This is a genomic window from Pseudoalteromonas sp. OANN1, from assembly GCF_024124685.1.
Taxonomy (GTDB): Bacteria; Pseudomonadota; Gammaproteobacteria; order Enterobacterales; family Alteromonadaceae; genus Pseudoalteromonas; species Pseudoalteromonas piscicida.
Genome location: NZ_JAMXSE010000020.1, coordinates 68,527 through 86,066, shown reverse-complemented (window position 1 = coordinate 86,066; position 17,540 = coordinate 68,527). Strand labels below are relative to the sequence as shown.

Genomic DNA, 17,540 nt, shown 5'->3' with positions numbered 1-17,540 from the left:
CAGGAAACGCATGAAAAAGATAGAAATAGATGACGAGCTATATCAATACATTGCAAGTAACACACAAAGTATTGGAGAAAGTGCTTCTGAGATTTTACGTCGTTTATTAAAACTCACTCCTGGGACCGAATCTAAACCCGTCGCACAGCAGGAAGAAAAACAAGTACAAGAAATGGCAGCTGAGTCACAAACAAAAACACCAAGCCAACCGGTAAAGCCAGCGGCGAATGTCTTTAATATTCTTAATAAAGAAGAGCTTGCTATGCAAAAGGGTGTAGTCGGGCGCTTTTTGTTTATCCTATCGGCGCTCCATCGTACACATAAATCCGAATTTAATAGTGTGCTTGAAATTAAGGGCCGCGATAGAATTTATTTCGCTACGAGTAAAAATGCACTACTCGAAAGTGGTAGCAGTATGAACCCGAAAAATATCGCAGATAGCGAATATTGGGTGATGACAAATTCAAATACGACTAGAAAGAAAATGATGCTTCATGAAGTAGCTAAGGTGTTAGGTTACACAGATGAAGCTGCCGAGAAAATTAGAGACTACCTATAAGTAAGGAAATCTTATGGCGATCCATCCGCAAGCTGGCAAAAAGGTATCGAAAGAATTATTGGTAAATGTACCTAAGCTGGTTTCATCGTACTATTTAAATGAGCCTGATTTAGAAGCGCATCCGGAACATTGTGTCGCCTTTGGCACAAGTGGCCACCGAGGTTGCTCACTTAATTTTAAGTTTAATGAGTCGCATATTCTGGCCATCACTCAAGCGATCTGCGATTACCGTAAAAACAACAATATTTACGGTCCGCTTTTTCTTGGTAAAGACACTCATGCGTTGTCGGAAGCCGCTTTTAACTCGGCTATTGAGGTCTTGGTTGCCAATGAAGTGCAAGTCATCACACAAGAAAATGATGACTACACACCAACCCCAGTGATCAGCCATGCGATTGTCTCGCACAATTTAAACAATCCACACGAGCTTGCAGATGGTATTGTAGTTACGCCATCACATAACCCGCCAGAAGATGGCGGGTTCAAATATAACCCACCAAATGGTGGACCGGCCGATACCGATGTCACCAAATGGATTGAAGATAGGGCGAATCAGCTACTACTCGAAGATTTGGTTGAAGTTGAGTTATTCCCGTTTGCGAAAGCGAGAAGATCTGGATTTATCAAGTATGAAGATCTGATCACACCATACGTTCAAGACTTGGGTAATATCATTGATATGGAAGCCATTGCTCGAGCTGGTGTTAACATTGGCGTGGATCCACTTGGTGGTTCAGGTGTTAATTTCTGGCCTGTGATAGCCGAACACTATGACTTGAAGCTAACGGTTGTAAATGACGTTGTCGACCCAAGTTTTGCCTTTATGCCACTTGATAAAGACGGTAAGGTGCGCATGGATTGTTCATCACCTTTTGCAATGGCTAATTTGATAGCACTGAAAGATGACTACGATATCGGTATTGGTAATGACCCGGATTTCGACAGACATGGTATTGTTACGCCAGACGGCCTGATGAATCCGAATCACTTTTTAGCCGTTGCAATTGACTATCTCATTAAACACCGGAGCTGGAAGAGTTCAGTAAAAATCGGTAAAACACTGGTATCTAGTGCCATGATTGACAAAGTGTGTGGCGCAAATGGTCGAGACGTTTACGAAGTGCCAGTTGGCTTTAAATGGTTTGTAGACGGGTTAGCGGCAGGAGAGCTCGCATTTGGCGGTGAAGAGAGTGCTGGCGCTGCGTTTTTAAGAAAAGACGGCAGCACATGGTGTACAGACAAAGACGGTTTTATCATGGGGTTACTTGCCGCTGAGATCCTAGCTGTTACAGGTAAATCGCCATCTCAACATTACCACGCTTTTGAACAAGCATTTGGCGCGCCTGTATACAAACGTATCGATGCACCCGCAAATACTGAGCAAAAAGCAAAGCTCAAGGCATTAAGTGCAGATAATATCAAGGCTGACACCCTAGCAGGTGATAAAATTACTCAGATATTAACCAATGCCCCAGGTAATGGTGCTGCTATTGGTGGTCTTAAAGTCGTTACCGAAAACGGTTGGTTTGCGGCGCGTCCATCGGGCACTGAAGATATCTACAAAATTTATCTTGAATCATTTAAAGGTGAAGCGCATTTAGCTGAACTTGAACATGAGGCAAAGACATTGGTTGACTCAGTGATTAGTTAACAAAAAGCTTCTACAAGCCATACTCCTCGTATGGCTTTTTTGTATCCCAATGCGGATTATTCAACAACATCAATTTGGAATTATGACGTACTTAGCAGAATTAAAACAAAGCGGTGACTTTCTTACTATCACAAGAAATAACGAATTTACACTTGAACCCGTAAACTTCACTTTAGACAACGGTACCTTGGTGGAAGTCCATGATACTGGTGTGATCCAGTTTACGCCTGCAGGTGAAACAACGAAAGATATTGTGCTATCGAGCGCTGTGCACGGCAATGAAACCGCGCCAATTGAAATATGTGATGAGCTTATCCAACATATTATTACTGGCAGATTGGCATTGGCGCAGCGGGTGTTGTTTATTTTTGGCAACCCGAAATCCATTAATATTGGCCAGCGTTTTGTCGATGAAAATCTAAACCGCCTATTTAACGGCGCACATAATCAAGAAACAGATAACCCTGAAAAGGTCAGAGCTCAAAAGCTAGAAGGTTATGTTAAGGCTTTCTTTGAACAGGGGAGCGGTGAGCGCTATCGTTGTCACTATGACCTTCATACTGCTATTAGAGGGTCTAAAAACGAAAAGTTTGCAGTTTATCCGTTTTTACATGGTAAGCCGTGGAAGAAATCACAGCTACAGTTTTTATTGTCATGCGGTGTCAATACCGTATTAATGATGCGCTCGGCGGCGACAACATTTAGTTACTTTTCTTCTTACCAGTTTGGGGCTGATGCTTTCACTATCGAACTTGGGCAGGTGAAGCCATTTGGTGAAAATAACATGGCGAGCTTTGCAAAAACCAAGGAAACTCTAAAAGCATTAATTAGCCAAGAAAAAGTGGAATATAAAGAATTTAATGCAGATGAGTTCGAGCTATTTACCGTTCATCGTACTATCAATCGTACTCAAGCCGAATTTTCTTTTCCATTCGCTGATTCTGCAGAGAATTTTACAGGCTTTGCGGAAGGTGAATTACTAGCGACGGACGGAGATAAGCAGTATTTCGCTGAGGTTGAAGGCGAAGCTATTATCTTCCCAAATGCCAATGTTGCTTTGGGGCAACGTGCATTACTAACCGTTGTACCGTTAGAGGTTGATGAAAACTTTATATAAATCATAGATGTAAAATTCTACTTGCCTTCGTATCAAAATCTTTCCAAAAACATTGATGCATTTTCACGGTTATTCATCTAGGATTAGTTGAATAACCGTTTACGTTAACGTAAAGTTGAAACGCTTTAATTTAATTTACTTACTTAAATCGCAAATATTATTCAGTCTTTGATAAGTTGTTAGACCAGTTATTCATACTAACCACAAATGTGATCAAGACCAATTAACACAATCATAAATGCGAGGTGAGTTAAGACTCTTTTCGTCTTGCGCTATCTGAAGCCAGATCTCGTATGAGGAAGTCGGGTTTGAACTCCGTAAGTTTGTTATGACAACAAGAGAAGGTAGGTTATGACTAACCCCAATAATATATCCTTAAATATCAGCCACGCGCTGGAATTTATAGATGGTCATGCACTCAATATCCCTACATTAAAGATTTTAAGTGACCAAGGCGATGTTCTAGACGGTGCAACAGCACCAGATATTGATAAAGAAACTGCATTAAGAATTTACTCTACAATGCGGTTTATTCGTTTACTTGACGAGCGTATGCAAGGTGCTCAGCGTCAAGGGCGTATTAGCTTCTATATGCAATGTCTTGGCGAAGAAGCTGCTGTTACGGCAAGTGCCGCAGCGCTTAAAGAAGATGACATGATCATGGCTCAGTACCGTGAACAAGCTGCAATTCACTATCGTGGTTTTTCGCTTGAGCAGTTCATGAATCAGCTATTCTCGAATGAGAAGGACTTAGGCAAAGGCCGCCAAATGCCTGTGCACTATGGTTCTAAAGAATTACATTACTTGACTATTTCGTCGCCGCTAGGAACGCAAATTCCTCAAGCAACGGGCTATGCGTACGGCCAAAAGCTAAAACATATTGATAAAGAAACCGGCGAGCTAACGTCTGAAATCGATAATGTCACGATTTGCTATTTTGGCGAAGGTGCTGCGTCAGAAGGTGATTTCCACGCCGGTCTAAACATGGCCGCAGTGCATGGTTCACCGGTCATCTTTTATGCACGTAATAATGGTTATGCGATTTCAACACCTGCGGATGAACAGTTCAAAGGTGATGGTATTGCCGCTCGCGGTGTAGGCTATGGTATAAAAACTATCCGTGTGGATGGTGCCGATGCGCTTGCCGTTTACGCCGCGACACAAGCCGCGCGTAAAATCGCAGTTGAAAACGGTGAGCCTGTGATGATTGAATCTATTGCATACCGTTTGGGTGCACATTCAACTTCTGATGATCCGTCTGGTTACCGTACTAAAGACGAAGAAGCTGAATTTAAAAATAGTTGCCCGGTAAATCGATTTAAGCAATGGCTTTTAAAACAAGGTTGGCTGGATGAAGCCCAAGATGATGCGGAAAAAGAAAAAATCCGTGAAGATATCTTGGCTGCATTGAAGGTTGCAGAGAAAGTACAGAAGCCTGCTTTAGAAGATCTGGTCTCGGACGTTTATGATACGCCAATTCCATCGCTGCAAAAGCAATATGATGAATTGAAAGCGCATATTAAAGCTTATCCAGACGCATACCCAGTCACCGCAGGGAGAATTAAATAATGGCTAAAATGAACATGCTACACGCCATTAATTCGGCGCTAGATATCACGATGGCAGAGCATCCGCAGGCTTGTATTTTTGGTGAAGACGTAGGCTACTTTGGTGGTGTATTCCGTGCAACTTCAGGCCTTCAAGAAAAATATGGTAAACACCGCGTATTTAATACACCACTGACTGAACAAGGTATTTTGGGTTTTGCCAATGGCCTTGCTGCGTTTGGTGCCCCTGCGCTTGCTGAAATTCAATTTGCGGATTATATCTTCCCAGCATTTGACCAAATCGTGAACGAGTCGGCCAAGTTCCGTTATCGCTCGGGTAATGAGTTTGATGTGGGTAACTTAACAATTCGTACGCCATACGGTGGCGGTATTGCAGGTGGTCTATATCATTCACAATCACCAGAAGCTTACTTTGCACATACACCTGGTCTTAAAATTGTTGTACCGCGTAACCCATATCAAGCAAAAGGTCTACTGCGTGCTGCCATTAAAGATGATAACCCGGTTATTTTCTTTGAACCAAAGCGCTTATATCGTGCTTCTGTTGGTGAAGTGCCAGAAGAAGATTACAGCATCGAGCTTGGTAAAGCCGAAGTGATTAAAGAAGGTACCGACATAACGCTATTGGCTTGGGGCGCGCAGATGGAAATCATCGAACAAGCGGCACAAAAAGCTGAAGAAGCAGGTATTAGCTGTGAAATAATCGACTTAAGAAGTATTCTTCCTTGGGATATGGACACGGTAGCCAAGTCAGTGGTTAAAACGGGTCGTTTGGTCGTGAGCCATGAAGCGCCAATCACGAATGGTTTTGGCGCTGAGATTGCAGCAACCATACAAAAAGAGTGTTTCCTGCATTTAGAATCTCCAATTGAGCGAGTTTGTGGATTAGACACGCCATATCCTTTAGCACTTGAAAAAGAATATGTGCCAGATGCACTTAAAGTGTTTGCCGCTATCAAACGTTCTATGGAATTTTAAGGATAAGTTATGGCTAAAGAATTTATCTTACCAGATATTGGTGAAGGCATCGTAGAGTGCGAAATCGTCGAGTGGTTGGTGGCTGTTGGTGACGAAGTAAAAGAAGATCAACCTATTTGTGATGTAATGACTGATAAGGCACTAGTTCAGATCCCTGCGGTACATGACGGTGTGATCACTAAGCTGCATTACGAAAAAGGTGAAATTGCGAAGGTGCATGAGCCTTTGTTTGCAATGGATGTTGCTGGCGAGCAAGCTGCTCAGCCGGAGCAATCGGCACCTCAGTCCTCGCCAACTACTTCAACCAGTACTGTACTTGAAGACTTTATCTTACCTGATATTGGCGAAGGCATTGTTGAGTGCGAAATTGTTGAATGGCTTGTCGCTGAAGGTGATGAAATCAAAGAAGATCAGGCCGTATGTGATGTAATGACTGACAAGGCGCTAGTGCAAATTCCAGCCAAGTACGATGGTATTGTTGAAAAACTCTATTATCAAAAAGGCGAGATAGCACAGGTGCATAGTCCGCTATTTCAAATGAAGTTGGCGTCATCTCACGCCGGAAAATCAGACGATCCAATCGCTGATGTCCACAAACCTAAAGAAAGTACAGCACAGGCTGCTACTGCAAACGATGAGGCTACGCGTAGTTTGCCAAAAAATGGTAAAGCAATTGCCTCTCCTGCAGTACGCCGCAAGGCGCGCGAAGTTGGTATTGACCTCTCTGAAGTACCTGGCTCTGGTAAAAATGGGCGCGTTTATAAAGAAGACATCGAACATTTCCTTGAGCACGGTGTAACTGACGCTTCGACCACGAATGAAGCTAGCACAACGGTACAGTCTCAAACGCAAAAGCCGACTCCTACCTCAGAAGGTGGGAAAAGAGTTGAGCCTCTGCGTGGTATGAAAGCGGCGATGGCCAAACAGATGGCGGCTTCTGTTTCGACGATCCCACATTTCACTTACTGCGACGAGATTGACTTAACCGATTTAATTGCGCTTCGTGGTGCCTTGAAAGAGCAATATGCCAAACAAGGCGTGAAGCTGACGATGATGCCATTCTTTATCAAGGCGTTGTCACTTGCTATCAACGAATTCCCAATTTTGAATGCAAAAGTAAATGATGACTGTACGGAAATCACTTATTTTGATGATCACAATATTGGTATGGCGGTGGACAGCAAGCTGGGTCTTCTAGTGCCAAATATTAAGTCATGCCAAAGCAAATCGATTGTGGAAGTTGCCCAGTCTGTGACTGAACTGACAGAAGCGGCGAGAGAAGGGCGTGTATCTCCTGATTCTCTGAAAGGTGGTACTATCTCAATCTCAAACATAGGGGCGATTGGCGGTACTGTTGCGACACCGATTATCAATAAACCTGAAGTTGCTATCGTTGCACTTGGCAAAGTGCAGCAGTTACCACGCTTCGATGCACAAGGTAATGTGGTTGCGCGCTCTATCATGCAAGTAAGTTGGTCTGGCGACCATCGTATTATTGATGGTGGCACGATCGCACGTTTCAATAATTTATGGAAAACCTTCCTAGAGGAACCGGCTAAAATGATGATGGCAATGCGCTAATCCTTGTTTTTGCTAGTTTCTACTTGTTGTAAAGGGCCTTTACGGCCCTTTTTTGATTGCCTCAAAAGTTAGGGAATCTATTTACGTGGTATTGGCCTGTAATTTTCAAACTTAGCCCCATTCAGACAAATCGTAAGTAAACTTATTCCTTCCTAAAAATTAGCGTCTTTACTAAATAACCCGAGCTGTGGATAATTAATACCTTTCTAGCAGCCAATTTAACTCTAACAGCCAGCTATTGGGGCGTAAATTCACCTTGCCTACAGGATGTAGGTACCTTAGCGAGAGCAGGACACAGAAGCGGTGTTATCCCCAAAACTCTCTGGCTAGATAATTTAATGTGAGCTTAAAAACAATGGGGTAGCTAGTTTCTTATCCAAACCTCTGGTTAAATACAGATTTTATCGGTGCATTTCAATTCATCTTAAGCTTAGCCGCAAGTTATGTGTCTTTGGAATCACTAACTAATTGGCTTTTTGTCTAAAAGATAACTATCGAATCCTTAGCGTTCGTAGATTAATTTAAAAAAATCAATAAATGGTTTTTTCACTTTTTTAATCCACTTTAATTTCAGCTCAAAAATTAAAATGCCTATCAGTGTACCCCAGCTTTATTAAAGTAAAGTGACATAAAAAATAATGTTGTAATCATTAAGGTAGTCGTTATTTTGTTTCTTATTTGTAAATTTTTGATTTTTTTTATTGGTTTATTGTGCATTTTTTTGGAATTTAAAGGGTGTTCTCTTTAAGGATTAACCTTTTGTTTTTTCGTAATTTGTTTTGATATGTTTACATTGTGTTGTTTTGTTAGTTCATGAGTTTAGAAAGAAAGCTTTTATTTTTTTGTTAAAAAAGGTAGAAATGAGTTGTTAATTTGGTTTGCTATCAAACCTTAACTTAATATGAAGTGTTAGCTAAAAATAAAAAAGAATATCAACAAGGGAAATTTCAATGTTTGCTAAAAATAAAATACTTAGCTCCATTCAAATGTCTTTTCTAGCAGCTGCAACTATATCCGGTTCAGCTCTAGCAGAAGAACAGCAAGACGGCTCAGTAAAAGAAATTGAAAAAATTCAAGTGACGGGTTCACGTATTGCGCGATATGAACTTAGTCAACCGTCTCCAACTATCACGTTAACGGGTGAACAAATAGAGCAAGCTGGCATCCCAGACCTTGCGCAGGTACTTTCAGAATTACCTGCGATTGGTGCAACAGGCACGTTAAGAGCGAATACTGGAAGCAATGAAAATGCAGGTTCAAGTACGATAGATTTACGTCGTTTAGGAACAGACAGAACACTAGTATTGGTAAACGGCAAACGACACGTAGCTGGTCAGCAAGGCTCAGCGGTTGTTGATCTATCGACTATTCCAACTTCAATGATTAAACGTGTTGAAGTGATTACTGGCGGTGCATCAGCGATTTACGGTTCTGACGCGGTATCTGGTGTAGTTAACATTATTACCAGAGATGACTTTGAAGGCCTTGAATTGAAAGTAGGTTATAGTGACTCACTTCATGGCATTGGTAACAAAAATAAAACTTTCAGCTTAGTCGGTGGCACATCAACCGCTGACGGGAAAGGCAACGCGACGGTTTATATCACCAAAGACTCTGTTGCGGAAGTAATGGAACGTGACATGCGTCATTACAGTGAAAGTGGTACTGTTAATAACCCAGCAGATACAGGTGAAGATGATGGTATTCCTGATAAGCTGTGGGCGCCAAATATTTTATCTGAGTGGATCAGTCAAACTTCTGTTTTAGATTACAGTAGAACAAACTACACTTTTGATAATGCAGGTAATGGCCAATTAATGCCGACGCGAGATTTGTCTAACTCTTCAGCTTTCGGTAGCTTCCCTGATGGCTGTGAGCTATGCTTTTCTACAACAAGATACGAAAACTTTCTTCCTGAGCGTGACAAAGTTACGGTAGGATCATTCTTTAATTACGAAATCAATGATAATGTTAAATTTTACTCAGACGTAAAATATGTACGTTCGGATATCATTCAACAGGCTCAGCCTGCGTATCGTTTTGGTGATGGTGATACCGTTAACTTATTAGAAAACCCTTTCGTGTCGCAAGAGACGCTTGACTTCTTCACGGCTAAGGCTGCACAAGACGATAGTATTGACTTAGAAAAAATAGGTATACATAAGTTCTTTGATGAGATAGGTAACCGAGAGGCACGTAACAAGCGTGAGACATTTAGATTGGTTTCCGGGATCAAAGGTGATTTCACACTGAGTGAAACGCTATTCGATTATGATGTTTATTATTCATACGGACGTACCGAAAATGATCGTGTTCAGGCTAATGACCTCATTATTGGCAACTGGGTTGCTGCACTAGATGCAGTCATTAACCCTGAAACAGGTCAAGCTGATTGTCGTGCTAATGTTCCATCTATGCAAGGGGAAGGCTACTCGAACCCCGCTACAGTAGATGTGAATAGCTGTGTGGCTTACAACCCGTTTGGCTATGATCAAGCGTCTGAAGAAGCAAAGGCGTGGGTTAGTGCTAATGTCACTCGCCAAGATACGATTAAACAAAGGTATTTTGGTGGCTCGGTGTCGTTTGATAGTTCTGAGTGGTTTGAACTACCTGGTGGTGCTATGGGAATGGCACTCGGCTACGAAAAGCGCTGGGAGTCGTCGGGCTCGATTACTGATGAGTTAACTAAATCAGGGGCTCTAAACGAGGTAGCGACGCCAGATACATATGGCGAATATGATGTGTCAGAATGGTTCTTCGAAGTTAATTTACCTATTTTGTCTGACGTTTTCTTAGCACATGAGTTAAGTATTGACGGTGCATTTCGTAGAGCGGATTATTCACATGCTGGTGAAGTAGATGCTTGGAAAGCTGGTTTCATGTGGTCTCCAGTGGAAGGTTATAGTCTTCGTGGTACTTATAGTGAAGCGGTACGAGCTCCTAACGTAACCGAAGCATTCTCTCCTCGTAGTCCTGACTTTGCACGTGTATGGGATCCATGCGATGTAACAAGATTGGCTAACAATCCTAATCGCGCTGCAAACTGTGCCGCATTGGGTATTCCAGCTGACCATGTTGGTCAAGATAATGCTAGTAAACGGGTAATCATCGGCGGAAATCCAAACTTGACGCCTGAAGAATCAACTTCTTTCACACTTGGCTTCGTTACTACTGCGTTTGAGGATTTCTCATTTAGTATCGATTACTATGATATTGAAATTGAAGATGCTATTCAGTCAATTACGCCACAGACAGTAGTGAATAACTGTGTAGATGGCCCTGAGCTTGATCCTATTTATTGCTCGCAAATTACGCGCGATCCAAACAACAAATCAGTTACGTTTGTTGAGTCTGGCTACCAAAATACCGCTAAACGTGTGTTATCAGGTGTAGAGGCTGACTTTAACTATAACCTTGATCTTGCTGATTTCTCGCTACCTGGTAGTGCAAAGATTAACCTATTTGTTAACCATGTTATCGAGTACGATACGTATGAGTTCCAGAACAATCCTGATAAGCCTGACCGTCAAGACGGCGAAATCGGTGATCCAACATGGCAAGCGACTTTCAGAGCAACGTATAACTTAGATGACTTATCTGTCACTTGGAGTAGCCGTTTCATAGACAGATCCGCTATTATCAATTTGAAAGAAACGTACAGCGCAGATGGTAAGAAAGAAGGTGATACACCTGAAGATACCGCATATCCATATGCTCCGAGCATGGTGTATCATGACTTATCGGCTCGCTACTTAGCAACTGAAGACCTTTCGGTTGAATTGGGTGTTCGTAATATTTTCGATAAACTTATACCTGATTATGTTGGTGGCGCAGGTACGTCATCAGCGATCTACGACCCTTGGGGACGCAGAGCGTTTGTTAATCTAACCTATAATTTCTAACATTTGAAATTGAATAGGGCCACCTTTGGGTGGCCTTTTTACTTTACGGCTCTATGGATATTTAATTGTCATTTTTAAACCATTTTTATCTATAAACTGTTCATCTCAATCTAGCATTTACGGCATATACACTTAATTAAGCGAATAGGGATAAGGCTGTTCTAGGCCAAGCGAGTATCCCTATTTCTGACCAAGTGCACTTCTTCTAGAACTAAATATCCACTCGGCATAATGGGACTTGAGGTATCATTTCAGCAGGTTAATATTGCGTAAAAGCTTATAGCTAGGGTGTATTAACTGGTTGTATCCGAGAAAACCGAAGGGTAGGCAGCTGAAATACCATATCGAATATCTACAGAGTATACAGTGAAACCTTGAGTACCTATCCAATATAGGTGGTGGACGATCGTAGTGTGGTTCTCAAACAAACCTTTCAATCGTTGGCACTATTTTTTTAGTAAGAAAAAGCCATCAGCAAAGTAAAAAGAGCTGAAGTGCAATATTTTAAGTGATTGTCACTTCTCTTCTAAGTGGTTTTTCAAAGTTCAACTTGGTCGCTTCATTTTTCAATGAGGTTATTAGATCATAAACTTAGTTAAAACGGTATTAGAAATGAATATAGATTTTAGGGGGAAACTAGTTTTTAGTATTTACATTGTTGCATCGTTAGGGGGGAGTTAAATGCCTTCACCTATGATGGAAAAGGCATTGAGTAAAACTTACTCTAATCCTTTTTTAGAATACAAAGTGACTTTATCAGAAAGCAGCGTTACTTTAATGTGCTTGTCTTCGCTTCCCCAAATGCAATTGGTGTGTAGCGTTTTCTCTTCACATTTATCAGCGGAGCCAAGAATGTTCTCAACTTCAGCTTTGTCCATGCCTACTTCTAGCTTGTTGTAGTTTTCTAAACTTACTTTAGAACAGCCGACTAGGGTCAGTAGCGCAGCAGCAGTTAGTAATTTTTTCATAGGGTTGCCCGTCTAATGTTTGTATTTTCTTATTTGAAAGATGACCCCAAGTTTGGGGTGATCTAAGTAATGTATGTCGCCGCTATACACGCGTGTATATTGAGACATACGAGCAGTACGAATATCGTTACCGTCATCGTACTTTAAATCTAAATCTGTGGTCACGTAAAGGTAATGTCTCACGTGAATTTTAATCAGGCCTTCAAGTTGCCAATGCACTTGCTCTTTTGATTCTTGAATATTAAAGCGCTTCGATAGTGACGAAAACTGATCGTCATTTTCAGTTACGCTATAACTGGATGGTGACGCAAACTGTTTGCCAGCAATAATTTCGATATTGGGAGCACGCTTGTTACTTTGTTCCGGGAATCGCCAACCTGTGTGTAACAGTGGCTTGAGTCCTTTACGTTTTAATTCAGCAATTTTGTTAGAAAAATTAAGCTGGGACTTATCCAACAAATAAATTGAGTCCATATGTTCTTGTGACTCAACTTGCGGTGAAAGAGGCAAAGTGCCAAATTTTTCAACATAGTTTGCATCTGGATCGCAAGAACTAGAGCGTGCGCCCGACGTTAATCCTCGAATAAAATCTTGCTCAGCAAACTGCTCGCTGCCTTCCAAGCATAGTTTATAGCCGGTGGTATTAAAACCGTCGAATAATAGTGACTTGATGTTTTTCCGATTGAGTGGTTCGGGTTCAATACTAAAGTCTTCTCGCAAAGAGAAACTAGGCTCTTGCTCAAATGCTATCATTTCTACTTCAAACCAACGGGTGGCATGTGCAGACGCGCTACTTGCCAAAGCCGCTAGGATGGCCAGACTTTTTATTGTTTTCATGCTACAGCCTTTTTCTCAAAGTCATCAATCATCGCATTCACCAGTTTTAATCTCTCTTGGCCATTTTTTTCTTCGATCAGGAACTTCAGTTTATTCGCGCCTTCCATTCTATAGGTTGACGGGCTACTTTGTATCAATCCTATGATGAATGTTGGGTTAACTTTTGTATGACTACTGAACTCAAAGAAGCCACCTTTGGGGTTTGCTTCGACCTTGTTAATGCCTAATTGGGTTGCTTTTAGCTTAACAGACTGCACCGCAAAGAGGTTTTTCGCTGCATCTGGCAGCAGCCCAAAGCGGTCGATTAATTCGATTTGCAGCTCATCAAGCTCCGCCAGCGACTTTGTACTAGCAATGCGTTTATACATACTAAGACGAATATTTACATCATGAATGTAATCATCTGGTAGCAGTGCTGGGAACTTAAGGTCAACCTCGCTTTGCTGCTGAAGTAGGTTATCGAGAGTCGGCTCTTTACCATTTTTTAAAGCTTCAACTGCTTGTTCCAGCATTTCCATATACAGTGTAAAGCCAACGGTTTGAATTTGCCCGCTTTGGTCGTCTCCCAGTAACTCACCTGCACCACGGATCTCTAAATCGTGGGTGGCAAGGGCAAAACCTGCGCCTAAGTCTTCGAGTTGCTCAATGGCCTGTAAGCGCTTGACCGCGTCTTTAGTTAAGGCTTGGCTATTCTTCGTGAGTAGGTATGCGTATGCTTGGTGATGGCTTCGTCCTACACGGCCGCGAAGCTGATGTAACTGTGCCAATCCGAGTTTATCGGCTCTATCCATTATGATGGTATTAGCAGAGGGAATATCGATACCGGTTTCAATAATGGTCGTACACACAAGCACATTATACTTTTGGTGATAGAATTCACCCATCAAGTGCTCAAGTTCTTTTTCACGCATTTGCCCGTGGGCGGTGGTGACATTGGCTTCTGGCACGAGCGCTGAGATATCAGCGGTGATTTTGTCTATCGTCTCGACATTATTGTGGAGGAAGTAAACCTGTCCACCGCGCTTGATTTCACGCAAAATTGCTTCGCGGATAAGCTCGTCGTTGCGCTCTCGCACAAAGGTCTTTACTGCTAATCGTTTGGCTGGAGGTGTCGCGATAATAGAGAGATCACGCATACCACTCATTGCCATATTCAGTGTACGCGGGATTGGGGTAGCGGTAAGGGTAAGAATGTCGACATCCGCTCTAAGCTGCTTAATCTTTTCTTTTTGCCTCACACCAAAGCGATGTTCTTCGTCAACAATCAACAAACCCAAATCGGCGAATTTGATGTTTTCTTGGATAAGCTTATGGGTGCCTATCACAATATCAATTTTGCCTTCTTCAAGTTTTTGTAACGTTTCTTTTTGTTCTTTCGCTGAGTTAAAGCGCGAAAGCACACCAACTTCAACAGGCAGATCGGCAAAACGGTCTTTAAAGTTCTCGAAGTGTTGTTGGGCAAGGAGTGTAGTTGGCACTAAGACGGCCACTTGTTTGCTATCGTTGACGGCAACAAATGCAGCACGCATGGCCACTTCGGTTTTACCAAAGCCAACATCACCACAAACTAGCCTGTCCATTGCTAGGCTTGATTGCATGTCTGCAAGTACGGCTGTGATTGCATTGCGTTGATCGTCTGTTTCTTCAAATGGGAAGCTATCAGAAAAGTCTCGATAGGCACTCGCATCTAGCTTAAATGCATATCCCGGTTTACTTTGGCGTTTTGCGTATATATCTAGGAGTTCAGCTGCAACATCTCTGACTTTTTCAGCCGCTTTGCGTTTTGCTTTTTCCCAGGCGTCGTTACCCAATTTATGAAGTGGTGCACAAGCTTCTTCACCTCCTGAGTAACGACTGAGCATATGAAGCGAAGAAACAGGCACATAAAGTTTAGCGTCATTGGCATAGATGATAGTCACAAACTCGGTAGCAATACCCGCTGCATCTATGGTTTCTAGCCCTAAATAGCGGCCTACACCATGATCTAAATGAACAATAGGTTGACCTTCTTTCAACTCAGCGAGGTTTCGGATCAGCGCATCTTGCCCTTGCTCGTATTTATGTTTACGGCGGCGCTTTTGGGAAATCTTAACACCTAACAGCTCTTGCTCGGTGATGATAGACAGCGATTGTTTATCCAGTAGCTTAACACTGGTCGCAAGTGGAGTGACGACCACACCAACATCTGAGTCGCTAGAGACAAACTCTGCAATGCGCTTATAAGGCTTAAGCTTTAGACCTGTTGGTTTTAATAAGGTAAGCAGTGACTCTCTTCTGCCCTCTGATTCAACACTGAATAACACCCGAGACTTTTGTTTTTTCTCAGCAGCGATGTAATCGAGGATTTTTTGATATGGATTAGCTTGTTTATGCTCAATGCGGACATCGTCGATTAATTCTGCTGCGATATTGTTATTGCCCGCTTTGGTTCCCAGTATCGCTTGACTAAGCTTTATTCGAGAGAAGCCGTTAAGGCCTTCAAATAAGGTCTCTATTGGCTGATATAGCTTGGCTGGTGAAAGTAGTGGACGAAGAGGGTCAACCCGGCGACTTTCGTAGCGTTTAGATACGTCTTGCCAAAAGGTTTGGGCCGCAGATTCAATGTCGCCAAAAGGCATAAATACGGTATCTTCAGGTAAATAGTCAAACACCGTCGCTAACGAATCAAAAAAGAGCGGTAAATAATACTCTATACCCGCTGGCCAGTTCCCTTTACTGACTTGCATATAGATGCTGTCTTTTTCACTACTTGCGCCGAACGCTTCGCGGTAATTAATTCTAAAGCGTTCAATGTCTTCTGCATTGGTTGGGAATTCGTGCGCCGGTAATAAATCGATAGCATCAATCTCATCATTTGAGCGTTGGCTTTCGATATCAAAATGACGAATTGAGTCTAACTCATCATCAAAGAAATCTAGTCTAAAGGGGAGTGGGCTACCCATGGGATATAAATCAATAATGGAGCCTCGAACAGCAAACTCACCATGCTCCATTACCTGCTGAACATGACGATAACCCGCTTGAGTTAAGGTATCACGCAAGCTTTGTGCGTCTACTGTGTCACCTTTTTTTACCTGAAGACTCATGCCGTGGATAAAGCTAGGTGGTGCGGTACGTAGCATGAGTGTTGAAACAGGAATGATGAGTACGGATTGCTTTTCCTGTTTGAGTGTATTTAGCGTTGCAAGACGCTGGGAGATAATGTCTTGATGTGGTGAAAAGTGATCATAGGGTAATGTTTCCCAGTCAGGAAACATCATGACAGGCGTGTCTTTTAAAAGATACGCCAGTTCATGCTCAAGGCGAAGTGCAGAGGGTGTATCGGGGGTGACGAGTACAACTAAGTTGTCATGTTGTTGGATGTGCTCACTCAAACACAGTGACAAGCTACTGCCAACCAAATTACCCCACGAAATTTTATCCTTGTTTGATTTTACCCAAGGTAAATTGTTCCATTGCACATTCGCCATTGATTACTCCTATTTATTAATCGCGATAAATTTTGCAAAGATCCTGATAGTGATCGATTCGTCTGTCTCTTAAATACGGCCAGATGCGACGAACAGATTCACTGCGTGCAAGATCAACATCAACAACCGAGATTTCCTCAGCTTCTTCAGATGCATGCAATAACATTTCACCTTGCGGACCGGTAACAAAAGAATTGCCCCAGAATTGAATACCTTCACTTTGACCCGAAGGGTCTGATTCATGGCCAACACGGTTAACGCTAATCACAGGTACTCCGTTAGAGACTGCATGTGCACGCTGTGCAATTATCCAAGCATCTCGTTGACGGATTTGTTCTGCTTTATCATCGCGAGGATCCCAGCCAATTGCAGTTGGGTAAATTAAAAACTCAGCGCCCGCCATTGCCATCAGGCGTGCACCCTCTGGGAACCATTGATCCCAACACACCAGTACGCCTAATTTGCCTACAGAAGTCTGAATTGGAGTAAAGCCCATGTCACCAGGGGTGAAGTAAAACTTTTCATAAAAACCTGGGTCATCAGGAATGTGCATTTTACGGTATTTGCCGGCAATCGTACCGTCAGACTCAAGTACAACCGCGGTGTTGTGATAAAGCCCTGTTGCACGCTTTTCAAATAACGACGCAACGATGACAACATTAAGCTCTTTTGCAAGTGCGCCTAGTGAGTCGGTGCTTGGGCCTGGAATGGTTTCCGCTAAGTCGAAGAGATCGGTGTCTTCTGTCTGGCAAAAATACAAGCTGCGGTGCAATTCTTGTAAAACGATAAGCTTAGCACCCTGACTAGCGGCTTTTCGGATACCGTCACAGGTTTTCGCAAAGTTGTTTACGAGATCTGTAGAGTTACTATGTTGAACAATACCAACTTTGATGTTTTTTTCAGTCATGG

At 42.4% G+C, this 17,540-nt stretch carries 11 protein-coding genes; 7 read left to right on the top strand and 4 right to left on the bottom strand.

Annotated elements, in window-relative coordinates:
- The first annotated feature begins 10 nt into the window (after positions 1 to 10).
- The 7 genes from seqA (at position 11) to NH462_RS16245 (ending at position 11,356) form a co-directional block, all read left to right on the top strand.
- Positions 11 to 559: a replication initiation negative regulator SeqA gene (seqA, locus tag NH462_RS16275; protein WP_253106669.1), complete on the top strand. Its 549-nt coding sequence runs from the start codon at positions 11 to 13 to the stop codon at positions 557 to 559.
- A 13-nt stretch (positions 560 to 572) separates the two neighbouring features.
- Positions 573 to 2,210: a phosphoglucomutase (alpha-D-glucose-1,6-bisphosphate-dependent) gene (gene pgm, locus NH462_RS16270; RefSeq protein WP_253106667.1), complete on the top strand. Its 1,638-nt coding sequence runs from the start codon at positions 573 to 575 to the stop codon at positions 2,208 to 2,210.
- A gap of 82 nt (positions 2,211 to 2,292) precedes the next feature.
- Positions 2,293 to 3,327 carry a succinylglutamate desuccinylase gene (astE, locus tag NH462_RS16265; RefSeq protein WP_253106664.1) on the top strand — a complete coding sequence of 345 codons (1,035 nt, stop codon included), beginning with the start codon at positions 2,293 to 2,295 and terminating at the stop codon, positions 3,325 to 3,327.
- A 351-nt stretch (positions 3,328 to 3,678) separates the two neighbouring features.
- Positions 3,679 to 4,896, top strand: a complete 1,218-nt coding sequence (locus tag NH462_RS16260; protein ID WP_010372716.1) for a thiamine pyrophosphate-dependent dehydrogenase E1 component subunit alpha — start codon at positions 3,679 to 3,681, stop codon at positions 4,894 to 4,896.
- Entirely contained in the window at positions 4,896 to 5,873 is a 978-nt protein-coding gene (locus NH462_RS16255; RefSeq protein WP_010604720.1) for an alpha-ketoacid dehydrogenase subunit beta, read from the top strand. The genes NH462_RS16260 and NH462_RS16255 overlap by 1 nt, the downstream gene beginning before the upstream one ends.
- Positions 5,874 to 5,882: 9 nt before the next feature.
- Positions 5,883 to 7,454: a dihydrolipoyllysine-residue acetyltransferase gene (locus NH462_RS16250; RefSeq protein ID WP_253106662.1), complete on the top strand. Its 1,572-nt coding sequence runs from the start codon at positions 5,883 to 5,885 to the stop codon at positions 7,452 to 7,454.
- Positions 7,455 to 8,404: 950 nt separating this feature from the next.
- Positions 8,405 to 11,356 (top strand): TonB-dependent receptor, encoded by a 2,952-nt coding sequence (locus NH462_RS16245; protein ID WP_253106660.1) that lies wholly within the window; start codon positions 8,405 to 8,407, stop codon positions 11,354 to 11,356.
- Between the two features lie 719 nt (positions 11,357 to 12,075).
- On the opposite strand, the gene NH462_RS16240 is transcribed toward NH462_RS16245, so the two are convergent.
- The 4 genes from NH462_RS16240 to NH462_RS16225 are packed head-to-tail and all read right to left on the bottom strand — an operon-like array spanning position 12,076 to position 17,538.
- Positions 12,076 to 12,324, bottom strand: a complete 249-nt coding sequence (locus tag NH462_RS16240) for a lipoprotein (protein ID WP_045988508.1) — start codon at positions 12,322 to 12,324, stop codon at positions 12,076 to 12,078.
- Positions 12,325 to 12,336: 12 nt separating this feature from the next.
- On the bottom strand, positions 12,337 to 13,161 hold the full coding sequence (locus tag NH462_RS16235) for a CsiV family protein (protein ID WP_253106658.1): 825 nt from the start codon (positions 13,159 to 13,161) through the stop codon (positions 12,337 to 12,339).
- Positions 13,158 to 16,631 carry a transcription-repair coupling factor gene (gene mfd, locus NH462_RS16230; protein WP_253106657.1) on the bottom strand — a complete coding sequence of 1,158 codons (3,474 nt, stop codon included), beginning with the start codon at positions 16,629 to 16,631 and terminating at the stop codon, positions 13,158 to 13,160. Before mfd ends, NH462_RS16235 begins: the two co-directional genes overlap by 4 nt.
- A gap of 16 nt (positions 16,632 to 16,647) precedes the next feature.
- Positions 16,648 to 17,538 (bottom strand): carbon-nitrogen hydrolase, encoded by an 891-nt coding sequence (locus NH462_RS16225; protein ID WP_017217436.1) that lies wholly within the window; start codon positions 17,536 to 17,538, stop codon positions 16,648 to 16,650.
- Between the last annotated feature and the right edge of the window lie 2 nt (positions 17,539 to 17,540).

Bases quoted from the DNA above. Each gene is read 5' to 3' on its own strand.
- NH462_RS16250 (WP_253106662.1), top strand. From the start codon at position 5,883: ATGGCTAAAGAATTTATCTTACCAGATATTGGTGAAGGCATCGTAGAG.
- NH462_RS16225 (WP_017217436.1), bottom strand. From the start codon at position 17,538: ATGACTGAAAAAAACATCAAAGTTGGTATTGTTCAACATAGTAACTCT.
- NH462_RS16260 (WP_010372716.1), top strand. From the start codon at position 3,679: ATGACTAACCCCAATAATATATCCTTAAATATCAGCCACGCGCTGGAA.
- NH462_RS16240 (WP_045988508.1), bottom strand. From the start codon at position 12,324: ATGAAAAAATTACTAACTGCTGCTGCGCTACTGACCCTAGTCGGCTGT.
- NH462_RS16245 (WP_253106660.1), top strand. From the start codon at position 8,405: ATGTTTGCTAAAAATAAAATACTTAGCTCCATTCAAATGTCTTTTCTA.
- mfd (WP_253106657.1), bottom strand. From the start codon at position 16,631: ATGGCGAATGTGCAATGGAACAATTTACCTTGGGTAAAATCAAACAAG.
- NH462_RS16255 (WP_010604720.1), top strand. From the start codon at position 4,896: ATGGCTAAAATGAACATGCTACACGCCATTAATTCGGCGCTAGATATC.
- pgm (WP_253106667.1), top strand. From the start codon at position 573: ATGGCGATCCATCCGCAAGCTGGCAAAAAGGTATCGAAAGAATTATTG.
- seqA (WP_253106669.1), top strand. From the start codon at position 11: ATGAAAAAGATAGAAATAGATGACGAGCTATATCAATACATTGCAAGT.
- astE (WP_253106664.1), top strand. From the start codon at position 2,293: ATGACGTACTTAGCAGAATTAAAACAAAGCGGTGACTTTCTTACTATC.
- NH462_RS16235 (WP_253106658.1), bottom strand. From the start codon at position 13,161: ATGAAAACAATAAAAAGTCTGGCCATCCTAGCGGCTTTGGCAAGTAGC.